The following is a 25,625-nucleotide window of genomic DNA, read 5'->3' as shown; positions in this document are numbered from 1 at the left end:
AGGGGAAAGCATGACAAGCACTCATGGGGGAGCCTTCGCGCGCCTCGTCGCAGGTGGCACCGCCGCCGCGACGGCGTTCGCCGGTCTCACGATCGGGCTGGCAGCGCCGGCCCACGCCGCGGTCACGGTCAGCGGCAACACCATCGACGCCGCCGGCAACTACGTCGACGGCTTCGTCTACGTCTACCGCGACGAGGACGGCGACGGGACCATCGAGTCCTTCGAGTACGACTTCGCGCTGAGCACCAGCACCACGGGCGGTGCCTTCGACCTTGCGCTCGAGGACGGCACCTACAAGCTCGAGTTCTACCCGACCTCGGGCTCCGACGAGTACCAGTCGGAGTACTACCGCGACAAGGCCGACATCGCGACCGCCGACGTCATCACCGTCGCCGGCGCCGCGCAGGTCCTCCCGGCCTGGACCATCGACTCCATTCCCACCGTCACCGGCACGGTCGCCACGACCGACGGCCGCGCGGTGCGCAACGCGACCGTGGTGGCGTACGCCGCCGACGACGGCACGCCCCTCGCGAGCGACAGCACCAACGCCAGCGGTGCGTTCAGCATCGGCGCCCAGGAGGCCGTCAAGCTGCGGTTCTCCGGCAACCACCCCGTGACCGGCAAGACGCTGGCCACCGAGTACTACTCCGACAAGGCCGACCTCGCCACCGCCGACGCCGTCGTGCCCGGCGCGAGCGTGGGCACCGTGACCCTGGCTCCCGGCGGCTCGATCTCCGGTCGCGTCGTCAGCGACGCGGCGGGCGTGCCGCTCCACCGGGTCGAGGTCTGCGCGGAGTCGTCCTACTGCGACTACACCGACGCCAACGGCATCTACACCATCGAGGGCGTGACCACCGGCGCCCACGAGGTCTACTTCTCCGACCCGATCGACGAGTTCCTCCCGGAGTACTTCAACAACGTCGCCGTCGACGAGTTCGGTGACCCGGTCTCCGACCCGATCGTCGTCAACGTCGGTCCCGGCGCGGCCGTGACCGGCATCGACGCCGGTCTCGCGACCAAGTCGAAGCCCGCCCTCACCGGCGTGGACCTCAGCGGCGTCGTCCGCGACCAGCTCGGCGGCATCGGCGTCGGCTACGACGTCGTGGCCTACGACACCCCGGCCAACCCGCTCGACCGCAAGGTCGTCGCCCGGACCATCTCCAACCGCTCGGGTGGCTACGCCTTCACCACGCTCGACCGCATCGGTGGCGAGACCGAGTTCAAGGTCGTCGTCGAGGGCGAGGCGGCCCGCGAGGACGGCGAGTTCGCCCGCCGTTCCATCTGGACCGGCCAGAAGTACGGCTACGACACCGCCGCCGCGATCTCGTCCGCCCCGCAGGTCATCGACTTCGTGCAGCCGGTCGCTGGTGGCATCGCCGGTGCTGTCACCAGCGAGCTCGGTGGCGTCCCGGAGAACCCCTACGTGGCGTTCCTCGACGAGGACGGCAGCTTCACGTACTCCGACGAGGAGTTCGAGGCTGACGGCACCTACGAGACCCGCAGCCTCTGGCCGGGCGAGTACAAGGCGCAGTTCGGCGCCACGCGTCACGTCTCCGAGTGGTGGGACGACGCCGTCGCCGGCGAGGCCAAGACCGTCACGGTCAAGCCCGGCGAGGTCGTGACCGGCATCTCCGCCGCGCTCGCCGCGGGTGTGAAGGCCGTCGAGCGCCCGACCATCGAGGGTGACGCGTGGGTCAAGAAGACCCTTCGCCTCGACAAGGGCGTGTGGACCCAGATGGCCGACAACGAGTTCACCTACGAGTGGCTCGTCAAGGACACCGTCATCGCCACCGGTCCGTCGCTCAAGCTCACCAAGAAGCACCTCGGCGACAAGATCACCGGCCGCGTCACCAACGACATCGGCTTCACCCAGGGCCAGGCGATCACCAAGACGACCTACAAGGTCGGCTACAAGCCCAAGGTCAAGGCCAACGTCTCCAAGAAGTCGGCCGCGATCACGCTGAAGGTCAAGCCCCTCAAGGCCAAGAAGGTCAAGGCCACGGTCACGGTCTTCGAGCTGGTCGGCGTCAAGAAGAACGGCGACGACAAGCTCAAGAAGCTCGGCAAGGCCAAGATCAAGAAGGGCAAGGGCGTCGTCCGCTTCAAGAAGGCGCTCAGCAAGGGCAAGCACAAGCTCGTCTTCACCGTGAAGGGCAAGGGCAAGGTCGGCTCCGGCGACATCATGAAGAAGGTCAAGATCAAGCGCTGACCCTCTGCGCCACTGCTCCACCTGTTCCACCTGCTCCACTGCGAGGCCCCGGGATCCGTCCCGGGGCCTCGCTCCATCTCTGGGGAGCCGGCTGGAACAAATCGGGCGAGGCACGTCGTTGGGCGGGTGTGACCACCGGAGCCTGGATCGTCGTCGCCGCTGTCGTGCTGGCGCTGGCGTTCGGGCTCTGGCGCGCGGCCACCGACGGCCGCTTCCGCGGCACCCACGTCGTACGACGTCCCGCGGGCCGCGACGAGACGCCGGCCGCCGGGCCGGCCGAGGCAGCCGCCCCGCCGCCGGAGGAGAGTGCTGCCCGACCCGGCGCCGAGCTGGTGGCCGCGGTCGGCGAGGAGCTGGGGGAGCGGGCGACCCTGCTGCAGTTCTCGAGCGCGTTCTGCGCGCCGTGCCGCGCCACCCGTCGGGTGCTGGGCGAGGTGATCGGGCTCGTCGAGGGCGTCGCCCACGTCGAGATCGACGCCGAGCACCACCTCGAGGCCACCCGGACCCTGGGCGTCCTCCGCACGCCCACCACGATCGTGCTCGACGCGTCCGGCGTCGAGGTGACCCGGGCGACCGGGGCACCGTCGCGCGACCAGGTCCTGACCGCGCTGGCCCGCGTCTGATCTCAGGATGTGGATGGGTGGATCACATGATGAGACAAGGCGGAGTCGGGGCGAGCGCAGCGCCTAGGGTCGTCGTCATGTCCTCGACCATGCTCACCAAGCGCCGCGCAGTGGACCACTGCCGCGTGCGCTCGGCGCTGTGTCGAATGTCGTAGCGGTCCCACCGCTCGCCTGAGCCCTCTCGTCCGACTCGTCGTTGTCGGACTGCGCTCGGTCGGTGGGACCCGTGCGCCGGCCTCGTCCGGCGCGCCATGGCCCCGCCGTGACGACCGACCTCAGGAGAGACATGACCACCACTGCCACGCCCCGCGCCACCACGGGCACCGAGAGACCCGCCGGCGCGATCGACCCCCGCGGACCGCAGCTCGCCGCCGCCCTGACCGCCGTCGTCCTGGTGGCCGTCCTGCTGCTGCCGACGTCGTACGCCGTCCCGCTGCTCGCCGCGCAGGCGGTGCTGTTCGCGGTGGGCGCGGTGCGCGGGGTGCACGCCACGCCGCACGCCTGGCTGTTCCGCACGCTCGTCCGCCCGCGCCTGGCGCCGCCCACTGAGTGGGAGGCCCCCGAGCCGCCGCGCTTCGCCCAGGCCGTGGGCCTGGCCTTCGCGCTCGTCGGGCTGGTGGCCTTCGCGGCCGGCGCCACCGTCGTCGCCCAGGTGGCCGTCGGGTTCGCGCTCGTGGCCGCGCTGCTCAACGCCGTCTTCGCCTTCTGCCTGGGATGCGAGGTCTACCTGCTCGTCCGCCGCTTCATCGCCACCGTCTGACACCGCCCGACCACCACGACTGTTCACCACACAAGGAGCACAACCATGAGCCGCGAGAACTCGCTCGTCACCGCCCAGTGGGTCGAGGACAACCTCGACACCGACGGGGTCGTCCTCATCGAGGTCGACGAGGACACGACCGCCTACGACAAGGGCCACATCCGGGGAGCCATCAAGCTCGACTGGACCACCGACCTCCAGGACCAGGTCCGCCGCGACTTCGTCAACAAGGAGCAGTTCGAGGCGCTGCTGTCCGAGCGCGGGGTGTCCAACGACGACACCGTCGTGCTCTACGGCGGCAACAACAACTGGTTCGCCGCCTACGCCTACTGGTACTTCAAGCTCTACGGCCACTCCGACGTCAAGCTCCTCGACGGCGGCCGCAAGAAGTGGGAGCTCGACTCCCGCGAGCTGACCGACGAGCTGCCCACCCGCGCCAAGACGTCGTACACCGCGCAGGAGCAGGACGCCTCGATCCGCGCCTTCCGCGACGAGGTCGTCGCCGCGATCGGCACGCAGAACCTCGTCGACGTGCGCAGCCCCGACGAGTACGCCGGCCGGCTGCTCGCCCCGGCCCACCTTCCGCAGGAGCAGGCCCAGCGCGCCGGCCACATCCCGACCTCGGTCAACGTGCCGTGGAGCAAGAACGCCAACGACGACGGCACCTTCAAGTCCGACGAGGAGCTCGCGGCCCTCTACGACGAGGTCGGCTTCGACACCGACAAGGACACCATCGCGCTGTGCCGCATCGGTGAGCGCTCCTCGCTGACGTGGTTCGTGCTGACCGAGCTCCTCGGCCGCAAGAACGTGAAGAACTACGACGGCTCGTGGACCGAGTACGGCTCGCTGGTCGGTGTCCCGGTCGCCCTCGGCGACGAGCCCGGCAGCGCTGACGGGAAGGGCAACTGACATGTGCGGAGCCAAGGAGGGCGGCCTGTCGCTCGACGGCGTCAACGTCGCCAAGGAAGCGGTGATCCAGGGCCAGGTGCTGCGCAGCGGTGACGAGCCGGTCGCCAACGCGTACGTCCGGCTGCTCGACCGCAGCGGCGAGTTCACCGCGGAGGTGCCGACGTCCGCGACGGGTCACTTCCGCTTCTTCGCCGGTGACGGCGAGTGGACCCTGCGCACGCTGGCGCCCAAGGCCCAGCCGGTCGACACCCGTGTCGTCGCCGCGACGGGCTCGGTCGCCGAGGTGCAGGTGCTCGTCAGCGCCTGAGACCGACCCTGACCGGCTGCTGGTCCAGACCACAGGAGGGACGTCCCGCACGCCCAGTGCGGGACGTTCCTCTCATTTTCGCCACTGTTCCCCCACACCTCGCACGGCGGCGTCTCGCGCGCCATACCGTGGCAGCTCGGGCCGTGTGCCACGTTTTCGGGCTGTGTCGTGAAGAGCGGAGGTGGGTGATGGTCGCCGAGATCGCACCTGTCGTCGCGCTCCAGACCGACGAGCTCTGGCGCCTGACGATGGAGCACTCGCCGGTCGGGATGGCGATCGTGTCGCCGACCGGTGGCTTCGTGACGGCCAACCTCGCGCTCTGCGAGATGCTCGGCCACGACGCCGACGTGCTCATCACGAAGTCGTTCCAGGACATCACCCACCCCGCAGACCTCGACTCCGACCTGCGGCTGTTCGAGCAGGCGCTCGCCGGCGAGATCAGCTCCTACCGGATCACCAAGCGCTACCTCCGCGCCGACGGCAGCACCCTGGTGGGCGACCTGTCCGTCGCCCTGCTGCGCGACCCGAGGGGCACCCCGATCCACTTCATCTCCCAGATCGTCGACCTCAGCGAGCGCCAGGCGTTCGTCGACCGGCTCGACGCCGCGGAGGCCGCGGCGGACGCGGAGCGGCGTAGGGCCCAGGCGGTCTTCGAGGGCGTCGCCGTCGGGCTCCTGCAGATCGACGCGAAGGGGCGCTACCTCGCCACCAACAGCCGGCAGCGGGAGTTCCTCGACCTCGCCTTCCCCACCGGCCACCTCGGCCTGGCCGGCCAGACCGGCTTCGCCTATGGCGTCGACCAGCAGCTCCTCGAGCGCGAACAGATGCCGTCCGTGCGGGCGTCGCGCGGGGAGGAGTTCGACGACGTACGCCTGTGGGTGGGGGAGGACCCGCACGCGCGGCGGGCGCTGTCGGTCTCCGCGCGCCGGGTGCTCGACCGCTCGGGTGAGCTGGCGGGCGCCGTGTTGGCCTACCACGACGTCACCGACCTGGTGCGTGCGATGGGCGTCAAGGACGAGTTCGTCTCGACGATCTCCCACGAGCTGCGTACGCCGCTCACCGCCGCGCTGGCCTACCTCGAGCTCCTCGACGAGTCGACCGACGTCAGCCCCGAGGGCCACCAGCAGGTGACCGCGGCGCGGCGCAACATGCTCCGGCTCTCGCACCTGGTCGCCGACCTGCTGTTCACCACGCGGGTCTCAGCTGGCTCGCCGCTGGTCGACCCCTACCGCGTCGACGTGGCCGTCCTGCTGTGCGAGGCGGTCGACGCCGCGTCGTTGTACGCCGACAGTCGGGGCGTGCGGATCACGACCCGGGTGCCCGACGCCCTGGCAGCCGACGCCGACGGGATGCGACTGCGCCAGGTCTTCGACAACCTCCTGGACAACGCGATCGCCTACAGCACCTCGGGTGGCGCCGTGACGGTCGACCTGGGCGTGCGCGAGGAGCACGTGGTGCTCACGATCACCGACGAGGGGGCCGGCATCGATCCGTCCGAGGCGGAGCAGGTGTTCGACCGGTTCTACCGCGGCGAGAACGCCCGTCGTCTCCAGGTCGCCGGCACGGGCCTGGGCCTGACGATCGTGCGCAGCATCGTCGAGGCCCACGGCGGCGTGGTGTCGCTCGAGAGCACGCCCGGCGAGGGCACCAGCGTCTGCGTGCTGCTACCGCGCTGAGCGGTCGTCAGCCCGCGGGCGGCGCCGGCCGGGCGCCGAGCACGACGTAGGGCTGCTGCACGTTGACCTTGAAGTCGTCCTCGCCCCAGCCGAAGGCGGTCTCGTCGGTGGTGACGTCGACCAGGACGCGCTGCCCCTCGTCGAAGAAGGCCGTGCTGTCCTGGTCGAGGTCGACGCTGAAGGCGCCGATGCCGCGGTGCGCTGCGTCACCGGTCAGCGAGGTGTGGGCCTCCTGCGTGGTGACGAAGCGGAGCGTCCAGCCGCCGCCCCAGTGGCGCACGGTGTTGAGCGGGTCGACCATCCATCCGGGGGCCAGGTTGGAGACCGTCGGCGGGTTCGGGTTGTTGTAGACCTTGGAGGGGACCGTCATCGCGAGCCGGAGCCGCCCGACGGAGGGCTGGGGCTCGGCCGTCAGCCGCAGGCCGCTCGCCGTCACCCGCACAGCGGTGTAGGAGATCCAGACGGCGTCTCCCTGGACCGTCTCGACCGTCGACCGGGGGAGCTGCGCCACCGGGACGGTCTCCGGGTCGGACACCGAGGGCTCGACGTCTGCGGTCAGGAACGTCTGCTCACCGCGGTAGCCCTTGAACAGGCCGGCGAGGTGGTCCTCACCGAGGTCGAGCGTGGTCGTGAACGACCCGGGCGTGGCCGGGTAGGTGATGGAGAAGCTGCCGTTGGCGTTCGGCACCACGACACCCGTCGCCCCTGCCACGACGTCGATCCTCCCGAAGAGGTGGGGCTCGGTGGTGAAGGTCAACGTGCCTTCGTTGGCCGCGGAGCCGGCGACGATGGTGCCGGAGATGGCGAGCCGGTCGGGGGCGACGTACGCCGCTGTGAACCCGTTGATCGTCATGCCGCCCGAGGTGTTGGCGAAGGCCGGTGCGGTCGTCGCGACGGTGACTGCGGGGATGGACCAGACGGCCCCCCGTACCGCTGAACGCCTGCTGAGCGTCATTGACCCAACGCGCGATTGGTCTGACACGGTGCCCCCACGGTTCGACGACCCAGCCCCCCACGGACCGGTGCGGCGAGCGTAGGTCGACTTCGCCCCGTTGAAGCCTGGCTGAAGGGAACGTGCGGGAAACCTTGATCTGGCCCGGGAGCGGTCTGGTCCGCTGGTGCAGACCTTCGGCCTGCCTGGGGTCAGGGGCGGTTCTTGCGGCGCCCGCTGGTGCTCTCGACGTAGTCGTCGGTGCCGTAGCCGTAGTGGCCGTAGTTGCCGGCGCCGACGGTCCGCTTCGACACCCGGTTGAGGATGATGCCGAGCGGGCGGGCGTTGACGGTGCGCAGGTGGCCGAGCGCGTTGTCGAGCTCGGTGTCGAGGGTGCGGCCGGCCGAGACCACGACGAAGGCGCCGTCGGCCGAGTGGGCGACGACGGCGGCGTCGGTCACCGGAAGCAGGGGAGGCGCGTCGATGATGAGCATGCCCTTGGCGGTGAGGTCGGCGATGACGCCGCGCATGGCCTGCGACCCCAGGATCTCGCTGGGGTTGGGCGGCCGCGAGCCGGAGGTGAGCACGCTCAGGTGGTCGATGGTCGGGTGCGACTGGAGGGCGTCGGCCAGCTCGAGGCGACCGCTCAGCACGTCGGTGAGGCCGACGGTGTCGTCGACCCCTGCGAGCCCGGCGACGGTGGGCCGCCGCAGGTCGGCGTCGACGAGCGTCACCGCCTGGCCGGAGCCGGCGATGGCGGCGGCCAGGTTGGCCGCGACGGTCGACTTGCCGTCGCCCTGCTTCGGGCTGGTGACCACGATCGCGCGTGGCGGGTTGTCGACGTCCATGTAGGACAGGTTGGTGCGCAGGCGGCGTACGCCCTCCGCGGCCAGCGCGGCGTTGCCGGTCGCCGTGCCGACGAAGATGCCGCCCACCTTGCCGATGTCGGGCACCGACCCCACGACGGGGACCCCGGTGTCGCGCTCGACGTCCTCGGCGGAGCGGATCCGGCGGTCGAGCAGGGAGCGGACGACGGCGTAGCCGAGCCCGAGCAGGCCGCCCAGGACCGCGCCGAGCAGCACGTTGCGCTCGACCTGCGGGGAGACGGGGCTGGTCGGGAGCTGCGCCGACTCCGAGACCTCGATGCGCATGCCCTGCTGGCCGGACTTGCCGGCCTCGATGTCCTTGACCCGCTCGGCGAGCGCGCCCACCCAGGCGTCGGCGAGCCGCTGCGCCTCCTCGGGCGTGCCGGCGCGCGCCGTGATGGAGATGATGACGGTGTCGGGCGTCTGGGCGGCCTCGATGCTGCCGACCAGGGACTCGGGGGACGTGTCGAGGCCGAGGTCGTCGATGACCAGCGACGCGGTCTCGCGGTCCTTCGCCAGGACGACGTACGACGCCGCGCGCGACTTGGACAGCGAGTCGTTGAGGCTGTCGAGGCCGGGGTCGCCGCCGCCGCCGGAGGTGACGAAGCCTGACGAGCTCGCGGCATAGACCTTCGGCTGCAGGCTGCTCCAGCCGAAGGCGGCCAGCGCCGCCAGCAGCACGAATGCCGTCACGGCGATCCAGTGGTTGCGCAGGATGCGCAAGTAGTCAGCGAGCTCCACCGGTTCCCCTTTACTTTCGGACGTCCTGAGAAGAGTAGGTGCCTGCGGAAGAGGCGTCCGGCGAATGGGTGCCCTCGTGGAGAAGTACAACTTTCAGCGACCAAACCCTCATTCGAGTAAAAGTCGGCGGTCCCCGACTTTTCGATGTATAGCCTTCCGAACATCAGGACGGCAGACAGCTGTTCGGGCAGTGGTCGGGGGCGACCACTCACAACTTCAGGTGGGGGCAACACACCATGAGCGACCAGCTCACTGATCAGTCACGCTCGAACGAGAGCGGCATCACCCGTCGGACCGCGCTGCGTGGGGCAGCGTGGTCCGCTTCGGCGGTCACGGTCGTCGTCGCGACGCCGAACATTGCCGCGGCCACGGTCACTGGCACCGCAAACGGATCAATGGCGCGTGTCGAGAAGACCGCCAGCGGAACCGCAACTCTGACCAACGGGTCTGCAGCGATCGCTGCCGGCGCTCTCGAGGTGATCATTGTCGGGGGTTCGTTAGCGACCGCACCCGTCGGGTGGCAGCGGGTCAACGGCACCGTGTTCCGGTACACGGGAGGCGTCGCGGCCGGAGGGTCTGCCGTCTTCCAGGTCACCACTGCCAGTCCCATCAGCCTGAGCGACAACGGTCAGTCACACACCATGTCGCTGACCTTCCGGGTGGGTTCTCTGACGTTGGACAGCCTGACGTACTACTTCACCTCGAAGAACCAGACGGTCGCCGGCGTCTAGCGCGGGGCGGCACGCCGCATCGCGTCCGAGCTGCGCCTGATCGCGACTCGCGGAATCGCCACCCATGCGTGAGGCGATGGCTCGTCGCGCGCGAGCCAGGGGGGCAGAACGCTGGCACTGAGCAAGCGGGCGGCCTCTCCTACGGAGTTGCCGGTACGGCTCGCCGCCCTGAGTCCCAAGAGGAAGTTGACGCCTGGAACGGCGTAGGAACGGTGCTCAGGCGAAGTCCGTTCCTGCTCACGATGAACACGCTGCAGCAGCGTGGCATCGACCCTGCCCGCCGCGAGGTCGATGACCGGTGGCATCCCGAGTGGTGCCCCGAACTCGCGAGCGGCAAGCCCTACGGACAACAGCTGGTCATGCCGGAGCGGGCGATCGGCGCCCGACCACGTGTGCGGATTGGCCATGAGGGCGTGCACGTCGACCAGGCTCCGCATCCAGCGCCACCGATCTTTGGCTGCGTGTCCGGCCGAGTGGGTCAGCGCGTCGTACAACGCCAAGGTGGGGACCGGGTGGCCGGCGACCGACACGATCTCGTGACGAGACCACAGTGTGTCGAAGTCGGGGAAGGTGCCCCGTGTCGGTACCAGGTGCCAGTGCAGGTCGATGTCGCTGTGAGCGGCCTTGAGGGAGAGCTCGCTCCCTGTTCGCACGAAGTGACGCCAACCCCATGACGGGCCGGGAACCGGGTAACCGATGGCGGGGCGCCAACCCGATCGGGACAACGCTTGGTGAGCGACGGCGAGGTCTGCTGGCGGCACGAGAAGATCCAGGTCACCCGCCCCGCGGATCGCGAAGTCTCCGAAGGCCTGGGAAGCCAGTGCCACCCCTTTGAAGGCCAACGCCCGCACCCCGGCTGCGTCAAGCGCTTCGAGTGCCACACGCAGGTCTGCCGCCAGCAGCGTGGCCCCCGCTCGTTGGCGGCCGGCCAAGGCCTCCAGCTCGGACCTCGCCTGCCCGGGCAGGTCGAGACGGTCGAGGTGGGCCGCCAGGTAGGGCACCACGTGGTGTTGCCGGGCGGCCGCGACGAACGCGTCGGAGGGGACGGGCCCCGGGAGAGTCCAGGCTCCGGCAGCATCGGATCGCAGGTGGTGCAGGGCCGAACGGAGCGCACTCTGCGACGTGGCGCCTGCCTGGCCGGACAGATCGTCATCTCCATTCGAGATCGGATCAGAGAGGGTCGACTCGTCCTCGGCAAGCACGAGGACCTTGTGCGCAACGAGGTCCCAGACCTGCTGGCGGGTCAGGTCCTTCGCCGACTGCGGCCCATCGGGCGGTCCGAATGCAGACACGACGTGCTCGGTCACGGCATCGAGAGACACGCGACGGCCGTCGGGCACCGCCTCGAGAATGGTTGTTGCGATGGGCGAGAGGCCGAGGACGCTCTCGTCCACCATGACGACGCTGCGCTCGTCCTCGATGTAGTGGTCGGTCAGCGCGCCTCGCTTGAGGATCACGGCGCGGCCGCCAGGAGTCGGGCGAGCAGCGGCTCGAGGTCCGCCGACTCGGCATACGTCACGTGGTGTGCACCACCGACGAGGTGGATGAGCTCGGCCAGCCGGTGGAGGGGCTTGTCCATGCTGGGCAGGTAGGACGACTGCGGCGCGATGGCGGCTATGGCGTCCACCGTGTCGAGCAGCTCGACGACAGGGGTGCCCTCATGGTCGGGATCGCGCTCGATGACGAGCAGTGCTGCCAGTCGGCCCACGAGTTCGGTTGAACGCAGTCCGAGCGCGGAAGGGGCGATCTGCTTCTTCACGTGGCTGCCGTCGATGATCGACAAGGGCTTCCGGTAGGGCATGACGACGCCGTCTCTTGTGATGGCCGCCGTTTCGTCGGTGAGGTAGGCGAAGGTCTCGCCCAAGGTGACTGAGGCCGTCGTCTTGCCAGTGCCTGACGCGGCGACGAGCACGGCGGTTCTACCGCTGATCGGATCCGCGAGCGCCGCTGCGTGCAGCATGACCAGCTCGCCGGCCATGGCGTCAATTGCTCTCGTGGTGACGGCGGGGGAGAGATGGTGCAGCACGCTTGCGACATCGAGTCCGTCTGCGTCCACGGGGTCAGTAGTCGGTTCGTCGTCCGTCAGCGCGTCGCGCCAGGCGTCCAGCACGGGCTCGCGCAGATCGTCACTCGCCCGGATCGGTACGACGACTCCGAAGGCCGATACTCGTGCGACAACCGTCGTCCCGTGAGGCCTTAGGTTGGCGGAGTCAGACACGTTCACACCCTAGGCCGGAGGCCCCGGCCTGCACCGCGCTACAGAGAAGAATGGGCCCCCCGCGTGGGGTGCGGGGGGCTCCGGGCGCTCCGTGGGGTGAAGCGCATTTCCTCGGCTCGTCGGTGGGGGCATTTGACGAGCAAGACGTCTCGGCGGGGGCGTTTGCCAATCTGTCTTGACTGAGTTTGCCAGACACGGCGCGCATGCGCAGCATTTTTGACACAATCGCCGCGGGCGCGCATTCCCCTGTGTCGCTCGGTCAGCCCACACCCCACAAGGAGTCACCCATGAAGACCATCGCTCGCCTCGTCGTCGCCGCCACCGCCATCGTCAGCATCGCCGGTATGGCGGCTCCCGCCACCGCGGCACCGAAGGACGTCCAGCAGCGCAACGTGTGGTGCTGCTGAGCCCCTACGACGTCAGCTCGTGCGCGACCGCCGGCGCGGTCGTGCGAGCTCGCAGACCGGTCGAGGCCGCCGCGCGACGATAAGCGTCGCGCGCGGCCTCGTCCAGGTCGACGCTCTCGAGCAGAGCCGCAAGGTCGAACCACAGCTGGGCGGCAGCCTTGTCGGCACCGATGGCTGACAGTCGCAGCACAGCCTGCTGGTAGAAGTCGGCCGCCTCGTCCATCCGATTCTCCGCGGCGCACGTCCGACCAGCCAACGTCAGTGCCTCTGCCTCAGCCAGAGGCGCGTGTCCGCTCGATGTCACTTCGACCTCGCTGATCAGCTCGCGTGCCTGCACGAGCTCACCAGAGAGGTACGCCGCGCGAGCCAAGCCGAGCAAGGTCCATGCACGGTCAGTTGGCGACGCACTGCTCCACTCCATCTCAGAGACTGCTCGTGTCAGGTTCTCGCGCGCCTCGTCGACGGCCGGCGGGTCCAGCTCCAGCTGGAGGCGGCCGACCTCTGTGCGCAACCTCGCGAGGTTGCGCGCGTCCTGACCCTCGCTGAGCAGGGCGAGTGCCCTCTCGGCGAGTGGCACCGCCGCCGCGATGTCGCCCCGGTTGGCCTGCATCACGCTGGCGTTCCAGTATGCAGAGGCGCGTGCACGAGAGGAGTCAAGGGTCTCCGCCTGCGCGATTGCCTTGCTGCAGAGTCGAACCGCGTGCGACGTGTCGCCCCGCTCGAAGTACGCAGCCGCAACAGTCACGGATAGCTGCACAGCTTCATCACTGGCGTCCAGGCCGGCGGCGGACAGCTGCGACAAGACGTCCTCTCCGCACGTGATGGCTCGGCCGAGGTCGCCCGTCTCACGGTAGATACGGCTGAGGGCGATACCGACCTTGATCCGGCCGAGCCCGCTCAGGGACTCGCCCTCCAGCAGGGCCTCGAACTCGATGATGGCGTCGTCCTCGCGGCCGCTCGCCTCCAGCGAGCGGGCGTGCAGGATCTTCGCACGCTCCCGCACTCCGGCGCCCGCCGCGTCGAGCCGGTTCAGGGCCGTGTCGATGTGCTGTGCGGCCTCGTCCGGCTCGCCCGACTCGAGTGCGAGCTCGGCGTAGTCGAGTGCCAGACGGACCTCGTCAGGGTCCTGTCCGGGGTCGACCTCGAGCAGGGAGTCGATGGTCACGTCGAGGCGCATGGCCAGGGCAGTCAGTGCCTTCACCGTCGGCCGACGGGCTCCGGTCTCGAGGCGGGACAGATAGGCAACCGACATCGTGTCGCCGACCACCTCGCCCTGGGTGAGTCCGCGGGACACGCGGATCGAGCGCAACCGACGTCCCAGTTCGTGGGCGTCAGCCTGGGCAAGCAGTTCGGCCTGACGTGCGTCCATCCGGCCATTGTGCGGGTCGGACGAGCCGAGTTGTTGAATTCTGGCAAAAAGAGTTCTTCAGTCTTACCTGACTGCCCCAGTTGGGGGTGCCCGTGCTTCCATGGTCCCGACTGAGCGGCATGAGCCGGACCCCCGAGCGTGTGGACGGCCGCTTCACCGCCGTAAGGGTGGGGTCTCGGTAACGGGTGAGGAACAGCACACCCCACTTACGGTCCATCTTCGTTCAACTTTGCACGAAGTGCTCTGCCGTCGCTTAGCGTGTGCATGTCAGTCAGGGGTTGGTTGACGTCGCTCCCGGGCGTCGTACGTCTCGGGAATCAAGTCATCCGTGGGGGATGCAATGTCCGTAGCTAGTCGTGTGCCCGAGGCCGCTCTGCCTCGCGCCGATGTGTCGCACCGCTCGATCCAAGTCGTCGAGAGCAAGCCCGCCGACGCGGTGGAGTGGCGTCGTCGGCACGCACGAGCGCTGCTGGTGGGCGACCTGATCGTCTTGGGCGTCGCACTCGGAACCGCCCAGGTCGTCCGCTTCGGCTCGGCAACCGCTCCGCAAGTCGACGGACTGGGCGCGACCTACCCCGCACTCGGACTCGTCCTGGCCGCGGTGTGGTGGGCGTCTCTCCAGGTCCACCAGTCGAGGAGCCCCCTTGTCGTCGGGCACGGCCCGGAGGAATACCGACGGGTGATCGTCGCAACATTCCGGGTCTTCGCTGTGATGGCGATGGTCTCCCTGGCTCTGCAGATCGAGGCATCCCGGATCTATCTCGCCACGGCGTTCCCTCTCGGCCTTGCCGGACTGCTGCTCGAGCGCAAGCTCGCCCGGGTGGGTCTGCACCGGGCACGTACACATGGCGCGGCCAGCACCAAGGTGCTCGTGGTAGGTGGCCCCCGGTCAGCCACTCAGCTCGCGCACTGGTTCTCCAAGCACCCCACCGCGGGATATGCGGTGGGCGGCGTGTGGATCCCGGATGCGCAGGCGCCGGTCGCGCGCCTTGACGGCTCAGCGGCGCACATCCCGGTGATGTCCGCCAGCCTCGACTTCACCGAGGCGCTCACGGTGTCCGGCGCGGGCGCAGTCGTGGTGACCGACACCGAGCACCTGGGGCACGAGTCGTTGCGTGACCTCATGTGGCAGCTCGAGGGCACCGGGGTCGAGCTCATGATCTCCCCCAACGTCCTCGACGTGTCGTCTGCCCGCCTGCACCTCAATGACGTCTCCGGCATGCCGATGCTGCACCTGCGCGAGCCGCAGTACGCCGGCGCCGACCGATTCATGAAGCGCGCCTTCGACTTCCTCGGCGCCGCCGCGCTCCTGGTGCTGCTCGCGCCGGTCCTGCTGGTCACGGCGCTCGCCATCAAGCTCGACAGCGCCGGCCCCGTGTTCTACCGCCAGGAGCGGATCGGCCGTCACCGCGCGCCGTTCCGCATGACGAAGTTCCGGTCCATGGCGGTCGATGCCGAGCAGCGGCTCGATGGCCTGCGCACGCTCAACGAGTCGGACGCGGTCCTGTTCAAGATGCGGCACGACCCGCGCGTCACCCGGGTAGGACGGTTCATTCGTCGGTACTCGATCGACGAGCTGCCCCAGCTGCTCGACGTCCTTCGGGGGGAGATGAGCCTGGTCGGCCCGCGACCCTCCCTTGCCTCCGAGGTCGAGCAGTACTCGAGCCAGATGGGCCGCCGGATGTACGTGCGACCCGGCATGACGGGTCTGTGGCAGGTCTCGGGCCGCAGCGACCTGTCGTTCGACGAGGCCGAGCGTCTCGACCTCGCCTACGTGGACAACTGGTCCATCACGGGCGATCTCATGATCATCCTGCGCACCGCGCGCGCCGTCACTCGGGGACAAGGGGCCTACTGATGACCACGTTCGACATCGAGTCCGTCGAGGCCATGGCAGGGTCGGAGACCAAGACTCTGCACGTGGCCATGATCGGCACGCGCGGCGTTCCCGCCGCCTACGGAGGCTTCGAAACCGCCGTCGAGGAGGTCGGGCGTCGACTGGTGGAGCGCGGGCACCGGGTGACGGTCTACTGCCGCAACGCGGACACGTCGATCAAGACCCACCTCGGCATGGAGCTCGTCCACCTCCCGGCCGTGAAGAAGCGCTCCCTCGAGACGCTCAGCCACACCGGCCTGTCGGTGCTCCACGCGATGAAGCAGCGCCCGGACGCCGCCATCCTCTTCAATGCCGGCAACGCCCCCTTCATCGGTTGGCTGAAGGCGGCGGGCATCCCCACTGCCGTCCACATGGACGGGCTCGAGTGGAAGCGCGCCAAGTGGGCCGGCTTCGGCGCGAAGTACTACAAGCGCGCTGAGCGGGTCGCGGCGCGCTCCGGCCTCGCGCTCATCGCCGACGCGCAGGGCATCGCCGACTACCTCAAGGCCGAGTACGGCCGCGACAGCCACCTCATTGCCTATGGTGCCCCGATCTTGGACCCGGGCTCCGACCGTCTGGGTGAGCTTGACCTCGAGGCGGGCCAGTACCACCTGGTCGTTGCTCGGATGGAGCCGGAGAATCACGTCGACGTCATCGTCGAGGGGTACGCTGGCTCGGGATCTGAGCTCCCGCTTGTGGTCGTCGGCACGGCACCGTACGGCGACGAGTACATGACGCGAGTCAAGGACGTGGCCGGAGCCGCGGACGTCCGCTTCCTCGGAGGCCTGTGGGACCAGGATCTGCTCAACCAGCTCTACGCCAACTGCCGCAGCTACCTCCACGGTCATTCGGTGGGTGGTACCAACCCGTCGCTGCTCCGTGCCATGGGTTGTGCTGCTCCCGTGACCGCTTTCGACGTGGACTTCAACACGGAGGTCACCGGCGGTCACGCTCGGTTCTTCTCCTCTGCTGAGGACGTGTCCATCGCGATCAAGAAAGACGATGTCGACGGCGAAGTGTGCGAGGCTCGTGGCGCAGCCGGGCAGCGCCACGTCGCAGAGACCTACCGTTGGAGCGACGTCACTGACGGCTATGAGTCCCTGATCCAATCTGTAGCGGAGGCTTCAGCTCCACGATGACCTCATCCTCTTCTCGGGACGTAAAGAATCGTGTGGTGCTCGTCCACTCGAGCGACGAGCTGTACGGATCTGACCGCATGGTGCTGCAGGTGGTCAACTCCATGCCGGGGGAATTGCGGGAGAACCTCGTTGTCCTGCTACCAAGCGTGCGAAGCGGGCCGGGTGGACTGAGTCGCGAACTGGCCGCAGCCGGCGTGGAGGTACGGCACCGCGCCCTCCCAATTCTACGCAGGAAGGATCTAACCCAACCGCGGGCGCTCCTCGTCCTGATCATGCGCACGGTCGCCTTGGCTTGGTGGATCCGCAACAACCGCGTCGGAGCCGTCTACTCTGCGACGAGTGCCGCGTCCTTGGCGTTGGTAGCTGCCCGTCTAGCGGGCGTCCGCAACACGGTCGCCCATGTACAAGAGGTCTGGGAGGGCCGGGAGCGTCGTCCGTTGGCCTCCGTCGCTACCGGCGCGCGGCGCGTGATCGCGACCTCTGAGGCCGTCAGGGACGCGCTCCCGCGCTCAATCCGACGCCGCACCAAGATCGTTGAGAACGGGATCCCAACCGCAGTCCGCCCTACGATCTCCAGGGATGGCGCAACCGGTTTACGCTTTGTAGTCGCTAGTAGGTGGAGTCCGCGAAAGGGCTTGGGGACTCTACTGGAAGCGTGGGAAGCAACTGGAACGCCCCCGGGCACGCTGGTGATCGCTGGGTCCGCGCCTGAGCTCGGAGATGCCGTCGATGTGCCAAGCATGGTGGCCCAATTGAGCCACCCCGACAGTGTCGAACTGGTTGGCCAGGTGGACTCGATATTTGATCTGCTCGATGGAGCGGACGCAGCGATTGTGCCGAGTGACAAGCCGGAAGCTTTTGGGCTCGTAGTCATCGAGGCGTTCAGTCGCGGCCGCCCGGCTATCGTCGCAGCAGGCGGAGGCCTCGACTCGGTTGTCCGTCACGGTGTTGACGGGCTGAAGTTCGCTCCGCGGGACTCAGCGGGGCTAGCCCTCCTGCTGCGGAGTCTCGATCGCAGTGACCTGCGCGAGTTGGGGGCGCAAGGGCTTCGCACCTACGAGAACCGCTTCTCAGCACAGGCGTTTAGCCATCGGATGCAACGAATCTGGAACGAACTGGGCGAGGAAATCGATGGTGAATCCCGTGTCTGACGCAGAGCAGGTACCGGATGAGTCGTCCGTCATCCGGGTGGCGATCGGGATTTGCACCCACCGTCGCTTGGAAGGGCTGAAGAGCCTGCTCGTGAGTATCGCCGCACTCGACGTACCAGCTAGAAGCGTGCTGCGCGTCATCGTGGTCGACAATGACTCAACCGGAAGCGCGGAAGCTGCGCTGCCGCAAGACTTCCCGCTCCAGATCACCTACGCCATCGAGAAGATGCCCGGCATTCCAGCGGCCCGGAGCCGGTGCGTCGCTCTAGCTGAGAATGATGACTACATTCTGTTCGTCGACGACGACGAACGGGTCGCCGCAAGTTGGGTCGTAGAAATGCTGGCATCGGCGCAAGAGGAAGCCGCTGACGGCGTCGGTGGACTCGTGGCCTATGAGTACGATTCTGCGCCGCCTCGGTGGATAGCTGAAGGTGGATTCTTCGATGCGCCCGCCACTCCACACCGCGCGGTAATCCCCTTCGCTGCGACCAACAACCTGCTCCTCCATGTGCCGACCCTGCACCGCCTCGGCGTGACCACATTCGACGGGTCACTACAGTTTTCGGGTGGGTCGGACGTCGAACTGACCTCCCGACTGGTCCGCGCTGGAGCCCGACTCGTATGGCACGCTCACCCGCTCGTCACTGAGACAGTGCCGGCGGAGCGCATCTCGATCAGATGGTGTCTGAAGAGAGCAATCCGTACCGGAGAAGGTGTCGCCCGGCTGCGGGTGGGCAGTTTCACGCCGACGCTGCCTCAGCGACTATTCATCCTGGTTCTCGGGTTGGCCAAGGTGGGCGGCGCTTTTCCTGCGCTGGGAGTCGGCGCATTGCAGCGCAACCCAGCGGTCGTTGGCCGCGCGGTGCGGGGCGGAATGCGGGGCATCGGTATGGCCCGGTTCGCCTTTGGTCGACGCGGCGCCGAGTACGCCTCGCGGCACGAGAGTGGGGCGGGTGTCACAGCATGATCCAGCGAATAACAAGCGTGCTCCTTCGTCTGACTGGGCGAAAGACCGTGCTGGACTCCCAAATCCCGAGCGGGCTGCTCGCTACGTTCATGCTGGCGCGTGGCGGTGAGTTGTTGAGGGGAGTGCTTCGCACGAGGCGCCTCGTGCTTCTTGGACCGGGCGTTCGATTGCGTGGGCGTGGGCGAATCACATTTGGCAGGTTCATCAGCATCGGACCCGAGTGCGCCATCGACGGTTACGGCTCCGCCGGCACGCGCCTCGCAGACGGTTCCAGGCTCGGCCGAGGCTGCGTCGTCACCGTCACCAGCCACCTGAGCCGTTTGGGTAAAGGCTTCTCCTTAGGGGCAAACAGTGGATTGGGCGACTACTGCCACATCGGTGCGTCAGGGGGCATCACCGTTGGGCGAGACGTCATCATGGGTCCCTTTGTTTCATTGCACTCCCAAGAACACAACTTTGATCGCTTGGATACCCCCATTCGCCACCAAGGAACGACAGAGGTGGGCATCGCCATCGAGGACGATGTCTGGGTAGGGGCCAGGGTCACGATTCTGGACGGTACGAAGATCGGACAGGGATCCGTTGTCGCTGCAGGAGCGGTCGTCAAGGGTGTATTCCCTCCTAATAGTGTGATTGCCGGGATACCTGCCAGGGTCATCCGGTCCAGGGATGTTGGTAATGCTCGCTAGTGGCGAAACCCGAGTTCCAGTTTCACCTGCAGGCTACGCCGGCATCAGGTTCCGTATCCTGCTGTTCTGGCTCCTTGTGCTCGAGTTGGTTGCTCTTCGATATTTGAAGTCCGCGTATGGATCATTCGCGTTCTTGAGTTTCGGGCTTATCAACGCCCTGCTTTTGGTGGTTGTCGTCAACGCGAACATGCGGCGCCCACTTCCGGGATGGCTGGTGCCTCGATCGGCATACGCTGGCGCGGTCACCATGCTCATCGCACTCTTCGTCAACGCCTACGCATTTGGTGTCAATGTCCGCTTCCTGTCGGCGGTGTCCGCCTTGCTCCTACCGCTTACGCTCGTGATTTTCGTGATCGACACGATTAGACGTGCATCCAATGAGCAGCGCGCCCGGTTCATTCGATCGATCACGATATTCCTGAACGTCTACTTCGTGCTGAACTCCATCGTCGTTTACCTGCAGATCAAGACCAGAACTTTCTTGATGACGCCCTTCTTCGGCGTCAATCCGTATGTCGAGGACCACATGGCGGGATCCATCGGGCTGAACGGTGTCACGACGCTCAACTTCGTATGGCTTGCAACCTTCTTTGCCAATGTCGAATGGGGGCGTCGCTCGCGAACTGTGGCGCCATGGGTTCTTGTTGCCCTCCAACTTGCTGCAGCGTCATATATCTCCCTGCTCAATGACAACAAAATGTTCATGTTGACGCTACTTGCGTCGCTGCTTCTGTACGGTGTAGCACGCGCAGCGACTTCGGGGACTCGAAAAGGAGCTCGCCTCGTACTTGGCGGAATAGCAGTGGTGGTCATTGCAGTAGTGGTGTTGCCCAGGTTCGGGATTACGTCGACGGAATCGCAGTTGGACGAGTCTGCCAGCATTGCGGATATCGTTATCTACGACTACGAGACCCTGCCGGATGTCGACAATGAACGTGCGCTGATCAACTACCGAGCCTATTCGGAGTTCGATGCTGGTCGCTTCGGTGCGGGTATTGCCAACATTGATGTCGAAGTAGGCAAACGAATGGTGCACCGGCACTTCGGCATCAACTCAGCGGCTGTTCTCCTGGTCGCCGGCGGCTGGCTCTATCTTGCGGGTGCGTGCCTTCTCTATGCCGGCTATTTTGTCCACATCCTGTGCCCAAGCACTCGCCCTCGCGCATGGATGATCGCCGGAGTGGCGCTCTTCTTTCTGATGGGTGCTTATGCAGCACCGATCTTCTTGGACCAATACTTAGTGGTCGCCCTGCTTCTTCTGTTCCTGGCCATCGGGGGATCAGCTGTCATGAACTCGACAGCGGCAGGACTCGCTACTTCCAATGAAAGGCCAAGCTTTGACCGCGACACCCCATGAAAATGCGACACCTCGCGTAGCGTCGGTAGTTGTGACCTACAACCGTGAATCTGAATTGCGCCGTTGTCTTCAGGCGCTCGACAGTCAAACGCGGGCATCGGATCACATCATTGTCATCGACAACAACTCTACGGACGGCACCCGCGCCTTCTTGTCGACCCTTGATCTGCGGACGCCTGTCACGGTCGTACGCAGCGCGGAGAACGTCGGAGGCGCAGGCGGCTTCTCGCTGGGCATTGCACTCGCAATCGAGGAGCAGTTCGACCTTGCCTGGATCATGGACGATGACGTACTGCCGGAGCCAGATGCACTAAGCGAACTCCTCCGTGCCCGCGACCTGTACACGTCGAGCCCCCCAGCGGTACTGGCCTCACTCGTCATTGATACCGACGGAAACCTCGGGCAGCGCAATCGCTCGGTGCCCGAGAGCAGCACCGACCCGGCCGGCTATCGGAGGACGGTTGAGGCTGCAGGTCACGGGCTCGCAGCCATCAAGTACACGACGTTCGTGGGAGCGATGATCGACCTCGAATTGGCGCGCGAGACCTCCCTGCCGGTAGTGGACTACTTCATCTGGCACGACGACACGGAATACACCGCGCGCCTTTGCTCCCTCGGTGGAGGCGTTCTCGTCCCCACGAGCCGGGTGGTCCACCTAGCTGAGCATCTGGCCCCAGGAAAGGCTGTCGGCCCTCGGCTGTTTTACGACGTTCGCAACAAGTTGTGGCTCTCCCGGAGCGGCAGCCTCTCGCGGCTGGAGTCGCTGACCTGGCTCTACCAGCTCGGCGTGCAGGTGGGCCGCCAGTTCAAGGAGTCCGAGGACAAGCGTAGTTACACGCGAACGATCGCTCGTGCCGTTCGTGACGGGGTTGCGTCGAAACCCCGCTATATGTCACACGCCCGCGTCATCGAGTCAGCGACTTTCGAGCAGCTCGACTGATGGGAACTGCGTCAGGCGCCGCGCGTACGCTAATTGGCCGGTCTCTCGGCTTCGCGCTCGTTCCGCTCCTGACGGCCTTGGCTCCTCTTGTCACGTTGCCGGTACTAACGCGCGCAGTTGGTGCAGATGGCTGGGCGTCGATCGCTGTGGCGTTGTCCATAGGCACCGCCTGTGCGGTGATTGCAGAGTGGGGTTATTCCCTGACGGGCCCGACGCGCGTGGCGGCGCTGGACGCGGCGCAGAGAGCCGAGTACTACACCACGAGCGTGGGCCTGCGTCTTTGTCTGTCGTTCTTCATTGCACCGGTCGCTGCGGGGGCGACGTTCATGGTGGTCCACGACCTCAAAGGACTCGCGGCCGCTTGCGCCGCGGCCGTTGCGTCCGGCTCGTTGTCTGCGAACTGGTACTTCATCGGTCGAGGTGACGCGCGATCCTTGATTCTGTGGGACTGCGTTCCACGCATCGCTGTTGCTGTCGTCGCAGCTGGCGTGATTGCCGCGGGCTCTTCGCTCGCGGTGTATCCCCTGTCGATTCTTCTCGGCAATCTCGGAGCGCTGTGGCTGTCTACACGGGTTGTTCTGCGAACGCAGTGTGGCGGTGGGGTGATGTCGCCCAACCTGTCGGAAGTCAGAAGGGCTTGCGACCGGCAGCGCAGTGCTGCTTTGACGCGCATCACGTCCTCCATATACGTGTCCTTGTCAGTCACGTTGGTGGCGCTGGTGGCAGCTCCGGCTGTGGTCGCGAACTTTGCAGCTTTGGACCGGCTGGAGAAGTACGCGCTCATGGGGTTAGCGCCAGTCACGCAGGCTGTGCAGGGGTGGGTCGCGAGTGCGGAGGACTTTCGATATCGGGCGCGCACAGGCCTGGTCGTCAGCACATTGTGCGGTGCGGTGGGTGCCGTGATTCTCTTCGTCAGCCTGCCCTACGCCATTCGTCTGCTGTTCGGGCCTGATTTCGAGGTGACGCTGATACCGCGCCTGCTGATGTCACTGGCGGTCCTGATCGTGTGCTGCAACCGTGGTCTTGCGGTGTGTTATCTCGTGCCGGCAGGAGCTACTGCCGTGCTTCTTAGGGCGACCATCTGGGGCGCAGTCATCGGTTGCGTCAGCATTCTGGTCCTTGCCATGCGGTATGGAGTTGCCGGCGCAGCCGCAGCAGTGTGCCTCACTGAGTGCGCCGTACTTGTTGTGCAAGCGATCGGTTCGCGCAGCTGGTCAGCGCGTCACCGGACGCGACAGACCCCGCGCAAACCCTCGTTGCGATGAGTGACGGCGCCGCGGCGGCGGAGGCGTTTGGCCGCAATGCCGAAAGACGACGAAGCCCCGGCCGATATTCGGCCGGGGCTTCGTTTGGATCAGTGTCGGACGGCGTCAGCTCGCGCTGTTGATCATGCCCGCGCCGACGGTGACCCCGGTGGCCTCGTCGATCAGGATGAACGAGCCCGTGGTGCGGTTCTTCGAGTACGGGTCGCACAGCAGTGGCACGGTGGTGCGCAGCTGGACGCGGCCGATCTCGTTGAGCGCGAGCTCGCCGGCCTCCTGGTCGCGGTGCAGCGAGTTCACGTCGAGGCGGTATTGAATGTCCTTGACCATCGCGCGGCCCATGCGGGTCGTGTGCTTGATGGCGAGCTTCTGCCGGGGCTTGAGGGGCTCGTTGGTCATCCAGCAGATCATCGCGTCGATGTCCTGGCTGGGCTTGGGCGCGTTCTTCGGGCGGGCGATCATGTCGCCGCGCGAGACGTCGACGTCGTCCTCGAGGTGGACGGTCACCGACATGGGCGGGAAGGCCTCGGCGATCTCGGTGTCGAAGAGCTCGACCTTGGAGATCGTCGACGTCATGCCGCTGGGCAGCACGACGACCTCGTCGCCCTTCTTCAGCACGCCGCCGGCCACCTGGCCGGCGTACCCGCGGAAGTCGTGGTACTGGTCGGACTTGGGGCGGATGACGTACTGCACCGGGAAGCGGGTGTCCACGAGGTCGCGGTCGGAGGCGACGTGGACGTGCTCGAGGTGGTGCATCAGCGTCGGGCCGGAGTACCACGGGGTGTTCTCGGAGCGGTTGACGACGTTGTCGCCCTGCAGCGCCGAGATCGGGATGACCTCGAGGTCGGGGATGTTGAGCTTCGTCGCGAACGTCGTGAACTCGCGGTGGATCTTCTCGTAGACCTCCTCCGACCAGTCGACGAGGTCCATCTTGTTGATCGCCAGCACCAGGTGCGGGACGCGCAGCAGCGACAGCAGCACCGCGTGGCGGCGGGACTGCTCGGTGAGGCCCTGGCGGGCGTCGACAAGGACGAGGCCCAGGTCGGCGGTCGAGGCGCCGGTCACCATGTTGCGGGTGTACTGGATGTGGCCCGGGGTGTCGGCGATGATGAACTTGCGGTTGGGCGTCGCGAAGTAGCGGTAGGCCACGTCGATGGTGATGCCCTGCTCGCGCTCGGAGCGCAGGCCGTCGGTCAGCAGCGCCAGGTCGGTGTAGTCGTAGCCCTTGGACTGCGAGGTGGACTCCACCGCCTCGAGCTGGTCCTCGAAGATCGACTTGGAGTCGAGCAGCAGGCGCCCGATGAGCGTGGACTTGCCGTCGTCGACCGAACCAGCGGTCGCGAAACGGAGCAGGTCGGCGTTCTCCGTGACGGCGGCAGCTTCCTCGCCGGCCGTGGTGGTCTGGTCGGCCATCAGAAGTAGCCCTCCTTCTTGCGGTCTTCCATGGCAGCCTCGGAGAACCGGTCGTCGCCACGGGTCGCGCCGCGCTCGGTCACTCGCGCCACGGCGATCTCTTCGATGATTGCGGCGGTGTCGGAGGCCTCGGACTCCACGCAGCCGGTCTGGGTGCGGTCACCGACCGTGCGGAACCGCACCGTCTTGGTCACCGGCTTCTCGCCGCCCTTGGGCTGGATCTCGGGGCCGACCGACAGCAGCATGCCGTCGCGCTCGATGACCTCGCGCTCGTGGGCGAAGTAGATGGAGGGGATCTCGATCTGCTCGCGGTGGATGTAGCTCCAGATGTCGAGCTCGGTCCAGTTCGACAGCGGGAAGATCCGCATGTGCTCACCGGCGTGGATGCGGCCGTTGTAGAGGCTCCACAGCTCGGGACGCTGCATCTTGGGGTCCCACTGGCCGAAGTCGTCGCGGTGGGAGTAGACGCGCTCCTTGGCGCGGGCCTTCTCCTCGTCGCGGCGGCCACCGCCGAAGGCGGCGGTGAAGCCGTTCTCCTCGATGGCGCCGAGCAGCGTGCCGATCTGCATGCGGTTGCGGCTGGTCTTGCCGTCGTCGACGACGTGGCCCGCCGCGATCGCCTCGTCGATCGTGGCGACGATCATCCGCGCGCCGAGCCGATCGACCCACGAGTCACGGGTGGTGAGCACCTCGTCGAAGTCGAGGCCGGTGTCGACCTGCAGCAGCGGGAAGGGCAGCTTGGCCGGGAAGAACGCCTTCTCCGCGAGGCGGAGCATGACGATGGAGTCCTTGCCACCGGAGAACATCAGGACCGGCTTCTCGAACTCGGCGGCGACCTCACGGAAGATGTGGATCGACTCGGCCTCGAGCTGGTCCAGCTGGCTCAGCTGGTAGTCGACGTGGGTGTTGGTCATGGCGTGTGCGACGGCCTCTCTCGGGGACAGCAGCCATCATCGTAGCGACGGGTCGCGCTACCGACGATTCGCACTGCCGGGGGCGGGCACCCGGCTGTCATCGGAGCTCCCGATGTCAGGGCTGTCATATTTCTGCGTCCGCGACGGTTAGGTGACGTGCAACGGGGGTA

General features: G+C 67.0%; 22 protein-coding genes. 15 read left to right on the top strand and 7 right to left on the bottom strand.

All coding sequences use genetic code 11. The annotated features are described in order from the left end of the window. Nucleotides 1-10: 10 nt before the first annotated feature. The 6 genes from HOO61_RS01960 to HOO61_RS01935 all read left to right on the top strand — a co-directional run bounded on the left by HOO61_RS01960 (nt 11) and on the right by HOO61_RS01935 (nt 6,484). The gene (locus tag HOO61_RS01960) at nt 11-2,209 is read left to right on the top strand and encodes a carboxypeptidase-like regulatory domain-containing protein (RefSeq protein ID WP_172256432.1); all 2,199 of its coding nucleotides are present in this window, start codon (nt 11-13) and stop codon (nt 2,207-2,209) included. A 128-nt stretch (nt 2,210-2,337) separates the two neighbouring features. Then, complete coding sequence (locus HOO61_RS01955) at nt 2,338-2,832, top strand: thioredoxin domain-containing protein (RefSeq protein WP_172256430.1); 495 nt, start codon at nt 2,338-2,340, stop codon at nt 2,830-2,832. Nucleotides 2,833-3,118: 286 nt separating this feature from the next. Beyond that, on the top strand, nt 3,119-3,592 hold the full coding sequence (locus tag HOO61_RS01950; RefSeq protein ID WP_172256428.1) for a DUF4395 domain-containing protein: 474 nt from the start codon (nt 3,119-3,121) through the stop codon (nt 3,590-3,592). A 45-nt stretch (nt 3,593-3,637) separates the two neighbouring features. After that, a complete protein-coding gene (locus HOO61_RS01945; protein WP_172256426.1) occupies nt 3,638-4,501 on the top strand; it encodes a sulfurtransferase in 864 nt (287 codons plus the stop codon). 1 nt (nt 4,502) lies between these two features. Further along, nucleotides 4,503-4,808 carry a DUF1416 domain-containing protein gene (locus tag HOO61_RS01940; protein WP_172256424.1) on the top strand — a complete coding sequence of 102 codons (306 nt, stop codon included), beginning with the start codon at nt 4,503-4,505 and terminating at the stop codon, nt 4,806-4,808. Between the two features lie 188 nt (nt 4,809-4,996). Further along, on the top strand, nt 4,997-6,484 hold the full coding sequence (locus HOO61_RS01935; RefSeq protein WP_172256422.1) for a cell wall metabolism sensor histidine kinase WalK: 1,488 nt from the start codon (nt 4,997-4,999) through the stop codon (nt 6,482-6,484). Nucleotides 6,485-6,491: 7 nt separating this feature from the next. Here HOO61_RS01935 and HOO61_RS01930 read toward each other — a convergent pair whose 3' ends face one another. After that, a complete protein-coding gene (locus HOO61_RS01930; RefSeq protein WP_172256420.1) occupies nt 6,492-7,337 on the bottom strand; it encodes a hypothetical protein in 846 nt (281 codons plus the stop codon). A 290-nt stretch (nt 7,338-7,627) separates the two neighbouring features. After that, complete coding sequence (locus HOO61_RS23925; RefSeq protein ID WP_172256418.1) at nt 7,628-9,022, bottom strand: polysaccharide biosynthesis tyrosine autokinase; 1,395 nt, start codon at nt 9,020-9,022, stop codon at nt 7,628-7,630. A gap of 236 nt (nt 9,023-9,258) precedes the next feature. On the opposite strand from HOO61_RS23925, the gene HOO61_RS01920 reads away from it, so the two are divergent. Then, a complete protein-coding gene (locus tag HOO61_RS01920; protein ID WP_172256416.1) occupies nt 9,259-9,753 on the top strand; it encodes a hypothetical protein in 495 nt (164 codons plus the stop codon). Here HOO61_RS01920 and HOO61_RS01915 read toward each other — a convergent pair. The 3 genes from HOO61_RS01915 to HOO61_RS01905 all read right to left on the bottom strand — a co-directional run bounded on the left by HOO61_RS01915 (nt 9,750) and on the right by HOO61_RS01905 (nt 13,747). Then, complete coding sequence (locus HOO61_RS01915) at nt 9,750-11,210, bottom strand: nucleotidyltransferase family protein (protein ID WP_172256414.1); 1,461 nt, start codon at nt 11,208-11,210, stop codon at nt 9,750-9,752. The two genes, HOO61_RS01920 and HOO61_RS01915, sit on opposite strands and share 4 nt — an antisense overlap. Then, nucleotides 11,207-11,971 (bottom strand): hypothetical protein, encoded by a 765-nt coding sequence (locus HOO61_RS01910; RefSeq protein ID WP_172256411.1) that lies wholly within the window; start codon nt 11,969-11,971, stop codon nt 11,207-11,209. Before HOO61_RS01910 ends, HOO61_RS01915 begins: the two co-directional genes overlap by 4 nt. Nucleotides 11,972-12,382: 411 nt before the next feature. After that, nucleotides 12,383-13,747 (bottom strand): helix-turn-helix domain-containing protein, encoded by a 1,365-nt coding sequence (locus HOO61_RS01905; RefSeq protein WP_172256408.1) that lies wholly within the window; start codon nt 13,745-13,747, stop codon nt 12,383-12,385. Nucleotides 13,748-14,105: 358 nt separating this feature from the next. Here HOO61_RS01905 and HOO61_RS01900 point away from each other — a divergent pair, with 358 nt between their 5' ends. From HOO61_RS01900 to HOO61_RS01865, 8 genes are read left to right on the top strand one after another with little or no spacing between them, the layout of a single operon-like run. Continuing rightward, on the top strand, nt 14,106-15,605 hold the full coding sequence (locus HOO61_RS01900) for a sugar transferase (RefSeq protein WP_172256406.1): 1,500 nt from the start codon (nt 14,106-14,108) through the stop codon (nt 15,603-15,605). After that, nucleotides 15,605-16,762, top strand: coding sequence for a DUF1972 domain-containing protein (locus tag HOO61_RS01895; RefSeq protein ID WP_216658514.1), 1,158 nt, complete (start codon nt 15,605-15,607; stop codon nt 16,760-16,762). Before HOO61_RS01900 ends, HOO61_RS01895 begins: the two co-directional genes overlap by 1 nt. Further along, nucleotides 16,759-17,913, top strand: a complete 1,155-nt coding sequence (locus HOO61_RS01890; protein WP_367649986.1) for a glycosyltransferase family 4 protein — start codon at nt 16,759-16,761, stop codon at nt 17,911-17,913. Before HOO61_RS01895 ends, HOO61_RS01890 begins: the two co-directional genes overlap by 4 nt. After that, on the top strand, nt 17,906-18,880 hold the full coding sequence (locus HOO61_RS01885; protein WP_172256402.1) for a glycosyltransferase: 975 nt from the start codon (nt 17,906-17,908) through the stop codon (nt 18,878-18,880). The genes HOO61_RS01890 and HOO61_RS01885 overlap by 8 nt, the downstream gene beginning before the upstream one ends. Continuing rightward, on the top strand, nt 18,877-19,569 hold the full coding sequence (locus tag HOO61_RS24740) for an acyltransferase (RefSeq protein ID WP_367649985.1): 693 nt from the start codon (nt 18,877-18,879) through the stop codon (nt 19,567-19,569). Before HOO61_RS01885 ends, HOO61_RS24740 begins: the two co-directional genes overlap by 4 nt. Continuing rightward, nucleotides 19,550-20,926 carry a hypothetical protein gene (locus HOO61_RS01875; protein ID WP_172256398.1) on the top strand — a complete coding sequence of 459 codons (1,377 nt, stop codon included), beginning with the start codon at nt 19,550-19,552 and terminating at the stop codon, nt 20,924-20,926. Before HOO61_RS24740 ends, HOO61_RS01875 begins: the two co-directional genes overlap by 20 nt. Then, nucleotides 20,892-21,866 carry a glycosyltransferase family 2 protein gene (locus HOO61_RS01870; protein ID WP_253941949.1) on the top strand — a complete coding sequence of 325 codons (975 nt, stop codon included), beginning with the start codon at nt 20,892-20,894 and terminating at the stop codon, nt 21,864-21,866. Before HOO61_RS01875 ends, HOO61_RS01870 begins: the two co-directional genes overlap by 35 nt. After that, nucleotides 21,866-23,131, top strand: a complete 1,266-nt coding sequence (locus HOO61_RS01865) for a lipopolysaccharide biosynthesis protein (RefSeq protein WP_172256394.1) — start codon at nt 21,866-21,868, stop codon at nt 23,129-23,131. The genes HOO61_RS01870 and HOO61_RS01865 overlap by 1 nt, the downstream gene beginning before the upstream one ends. 105 nt (nt 23,132-23,236) lie before the next feature. Here HOO61_RS01865 and cysN read toward each other — a convergent pair whose 3' ends face one another. Both cysN and cysD read right to left on the bottom strand, forming a co-directional pair. Continuing rightward, nucleotides 23,237-24,541, bottom strand: coding sequence for a sulfate adenylyltransferase subunit CysN (gene cysN / locus HOO61_RS01860; RefSeq protein ID WP_172256392.1), 1,305 nt, complete (start codon nt 24,539-24,541; stop codon nt 23,237-23,239). Next, nucleotides 24,541-25,455, bottom strand: coding sequence for a sulfate adenylyltransferase subunit CysD (gene cysD / locus HOO61_RS01855; RefSeq protein WP_172256390.1), 915 nt, complete (start codon nt 25,453-25,455; stop codon nt 24,541-24,543). Before cysD ends, cysN begins: the two co-directional genes overlap by 1 nt. Nucleotides 25,456-25,625: the final 170 nt, after the last annotated feature.

The sequence above is a fragment of the Nocardioides sp. zg-1230 genome, assembly GCF_013155335.1.
Lineage (GTDB): Bacteria > Actinomycetota > Actinomycetes > Propionibacteriales > Nocardioidaceae > Nocardioides.
This window is presented reverse-complemented; position numbering and strand designations above follow the sequence as displayed.

What these genes read in the sequence shown, in the direction of transcription:
- HOO61_RS01950 (WP_172256428.1), top strand. Translation starts at nt 3,119, where the DNA reads ATGACCACCACTGCCACGCCCCGCGCCACCACGGGCACCGAGAGACCC.
- HOO61_RS01905 (WP_172256408.1), bottom strand. Translation starts at nt 13,747, where the DNA reads ATGGACGCACGTCAGGCCGAACTGCTTGCCCAGGCTGACGCCCACGAA.
- HOO61_RS01895 (WP_216658514.1), top strand. Translation starts at nt 15,605, where the DNA reads ATGACCACGTTCGACATCGAGTCCGTCGAGGCCATGGCAGGGTCGGAG.
- HOO61_RS01875 (WP_172256398.1), top strand. Translation starts at nt 19,550, where the DNA reads ATGTTGGTAATGCTCGCTAGTGGCGAAACCCGAGTTCCAGTTTCACCT.
- HOO61_RS01930 (WP_172256420.1), bottom strand. Translation starts at nt 7,337, where the DNA reads ATGACGATCAACGGGTTCACAGCGGCGTACGTCGCCCCCGACCGGCTC.
- cysD (WP_172256390.1), bottom strand. Translation starts at nt 25,455, where the DNA reads ATGACCAACACCCACGTCGACTACCAGCTGAGCCAGCTGGACCAGCTC.
- HOO61_RS01870 (WP_253941949.1), top strand. Translation starts at nt 20,892, where the DNA reads ATGAAAGGCCAAGCTTTGACCGCGACACCCCATGAAAATGCGACACCT.
- cysN (WP_172256392.1), bottom strand. Translation starts at nt 24,541, where the DNA reads ATGGCCGACCAGACCACCACGGCCGGCGAGGAAGCTGCCGCCGTCACG.
- HOO61_RS01865 (WP_172256394.1), top strand. Translation starts at nt 21,866, where the DNA reads ATGGGAACTGCGTCAGGCGCCGCGCGTACGCTAATTGGCCGGTCTCTC.
- HOO61_RS01945 (WP_172256426.1), top strand. Translation starts at nt 3,638, where the DNA reads ATGAGCCGCGAGAACTCGCTCGTCACCGCCCAGTGGGTCGAGGACAAC.
- HOO61_RS01940 (WP_172256424.1), top strand. Translation starts at nt 4,503, where the DNA reads ATGTGCGGAGCCAAGGAGGGCGGCCTGTCGCTCGACGGCGTCAACGTC.
- HOO61_RS01935 (WP_172256422.1), top strand. Translation starts at nt 4,997, where the DNA reads ATGGTCGCCGAGATCGCACCTGTCGTCGCGCTCCAGACCGACGAGCTC.
- HOO61_RS01920 (WP_172256416.1), top strand. Translation starts at nt 9,259, where the DNA reads ATGAGCGACCAGCTCACTGATCAGTCACGCTCGAACGAGAGCGGCATC.
- HOO61_RS01890 (WP_367649986.1), top strand. Translation starts at nt 16,759, where the DNA reads ATGACCTCATCCTCTTCTCGGGACGTAAAGAATCGTGTGGTGCTCGTC.
- HOO61_RS01960 (WP_172256432.1), top strand. Translation starts at nt 11, where the DNA reads ATGACAAGCACTCATGGGGGAGCCTTCGCGCGCCTCGTCGCAGGTGGC.
- HOO61_RS24740 (WP_367649985.1), top strand. Translation starts at nt 18,877, where the DNA reads ATGATCCAGCGAATAACAAGCGTGCTCCTTCGTCTGACTGGGCGAAAG.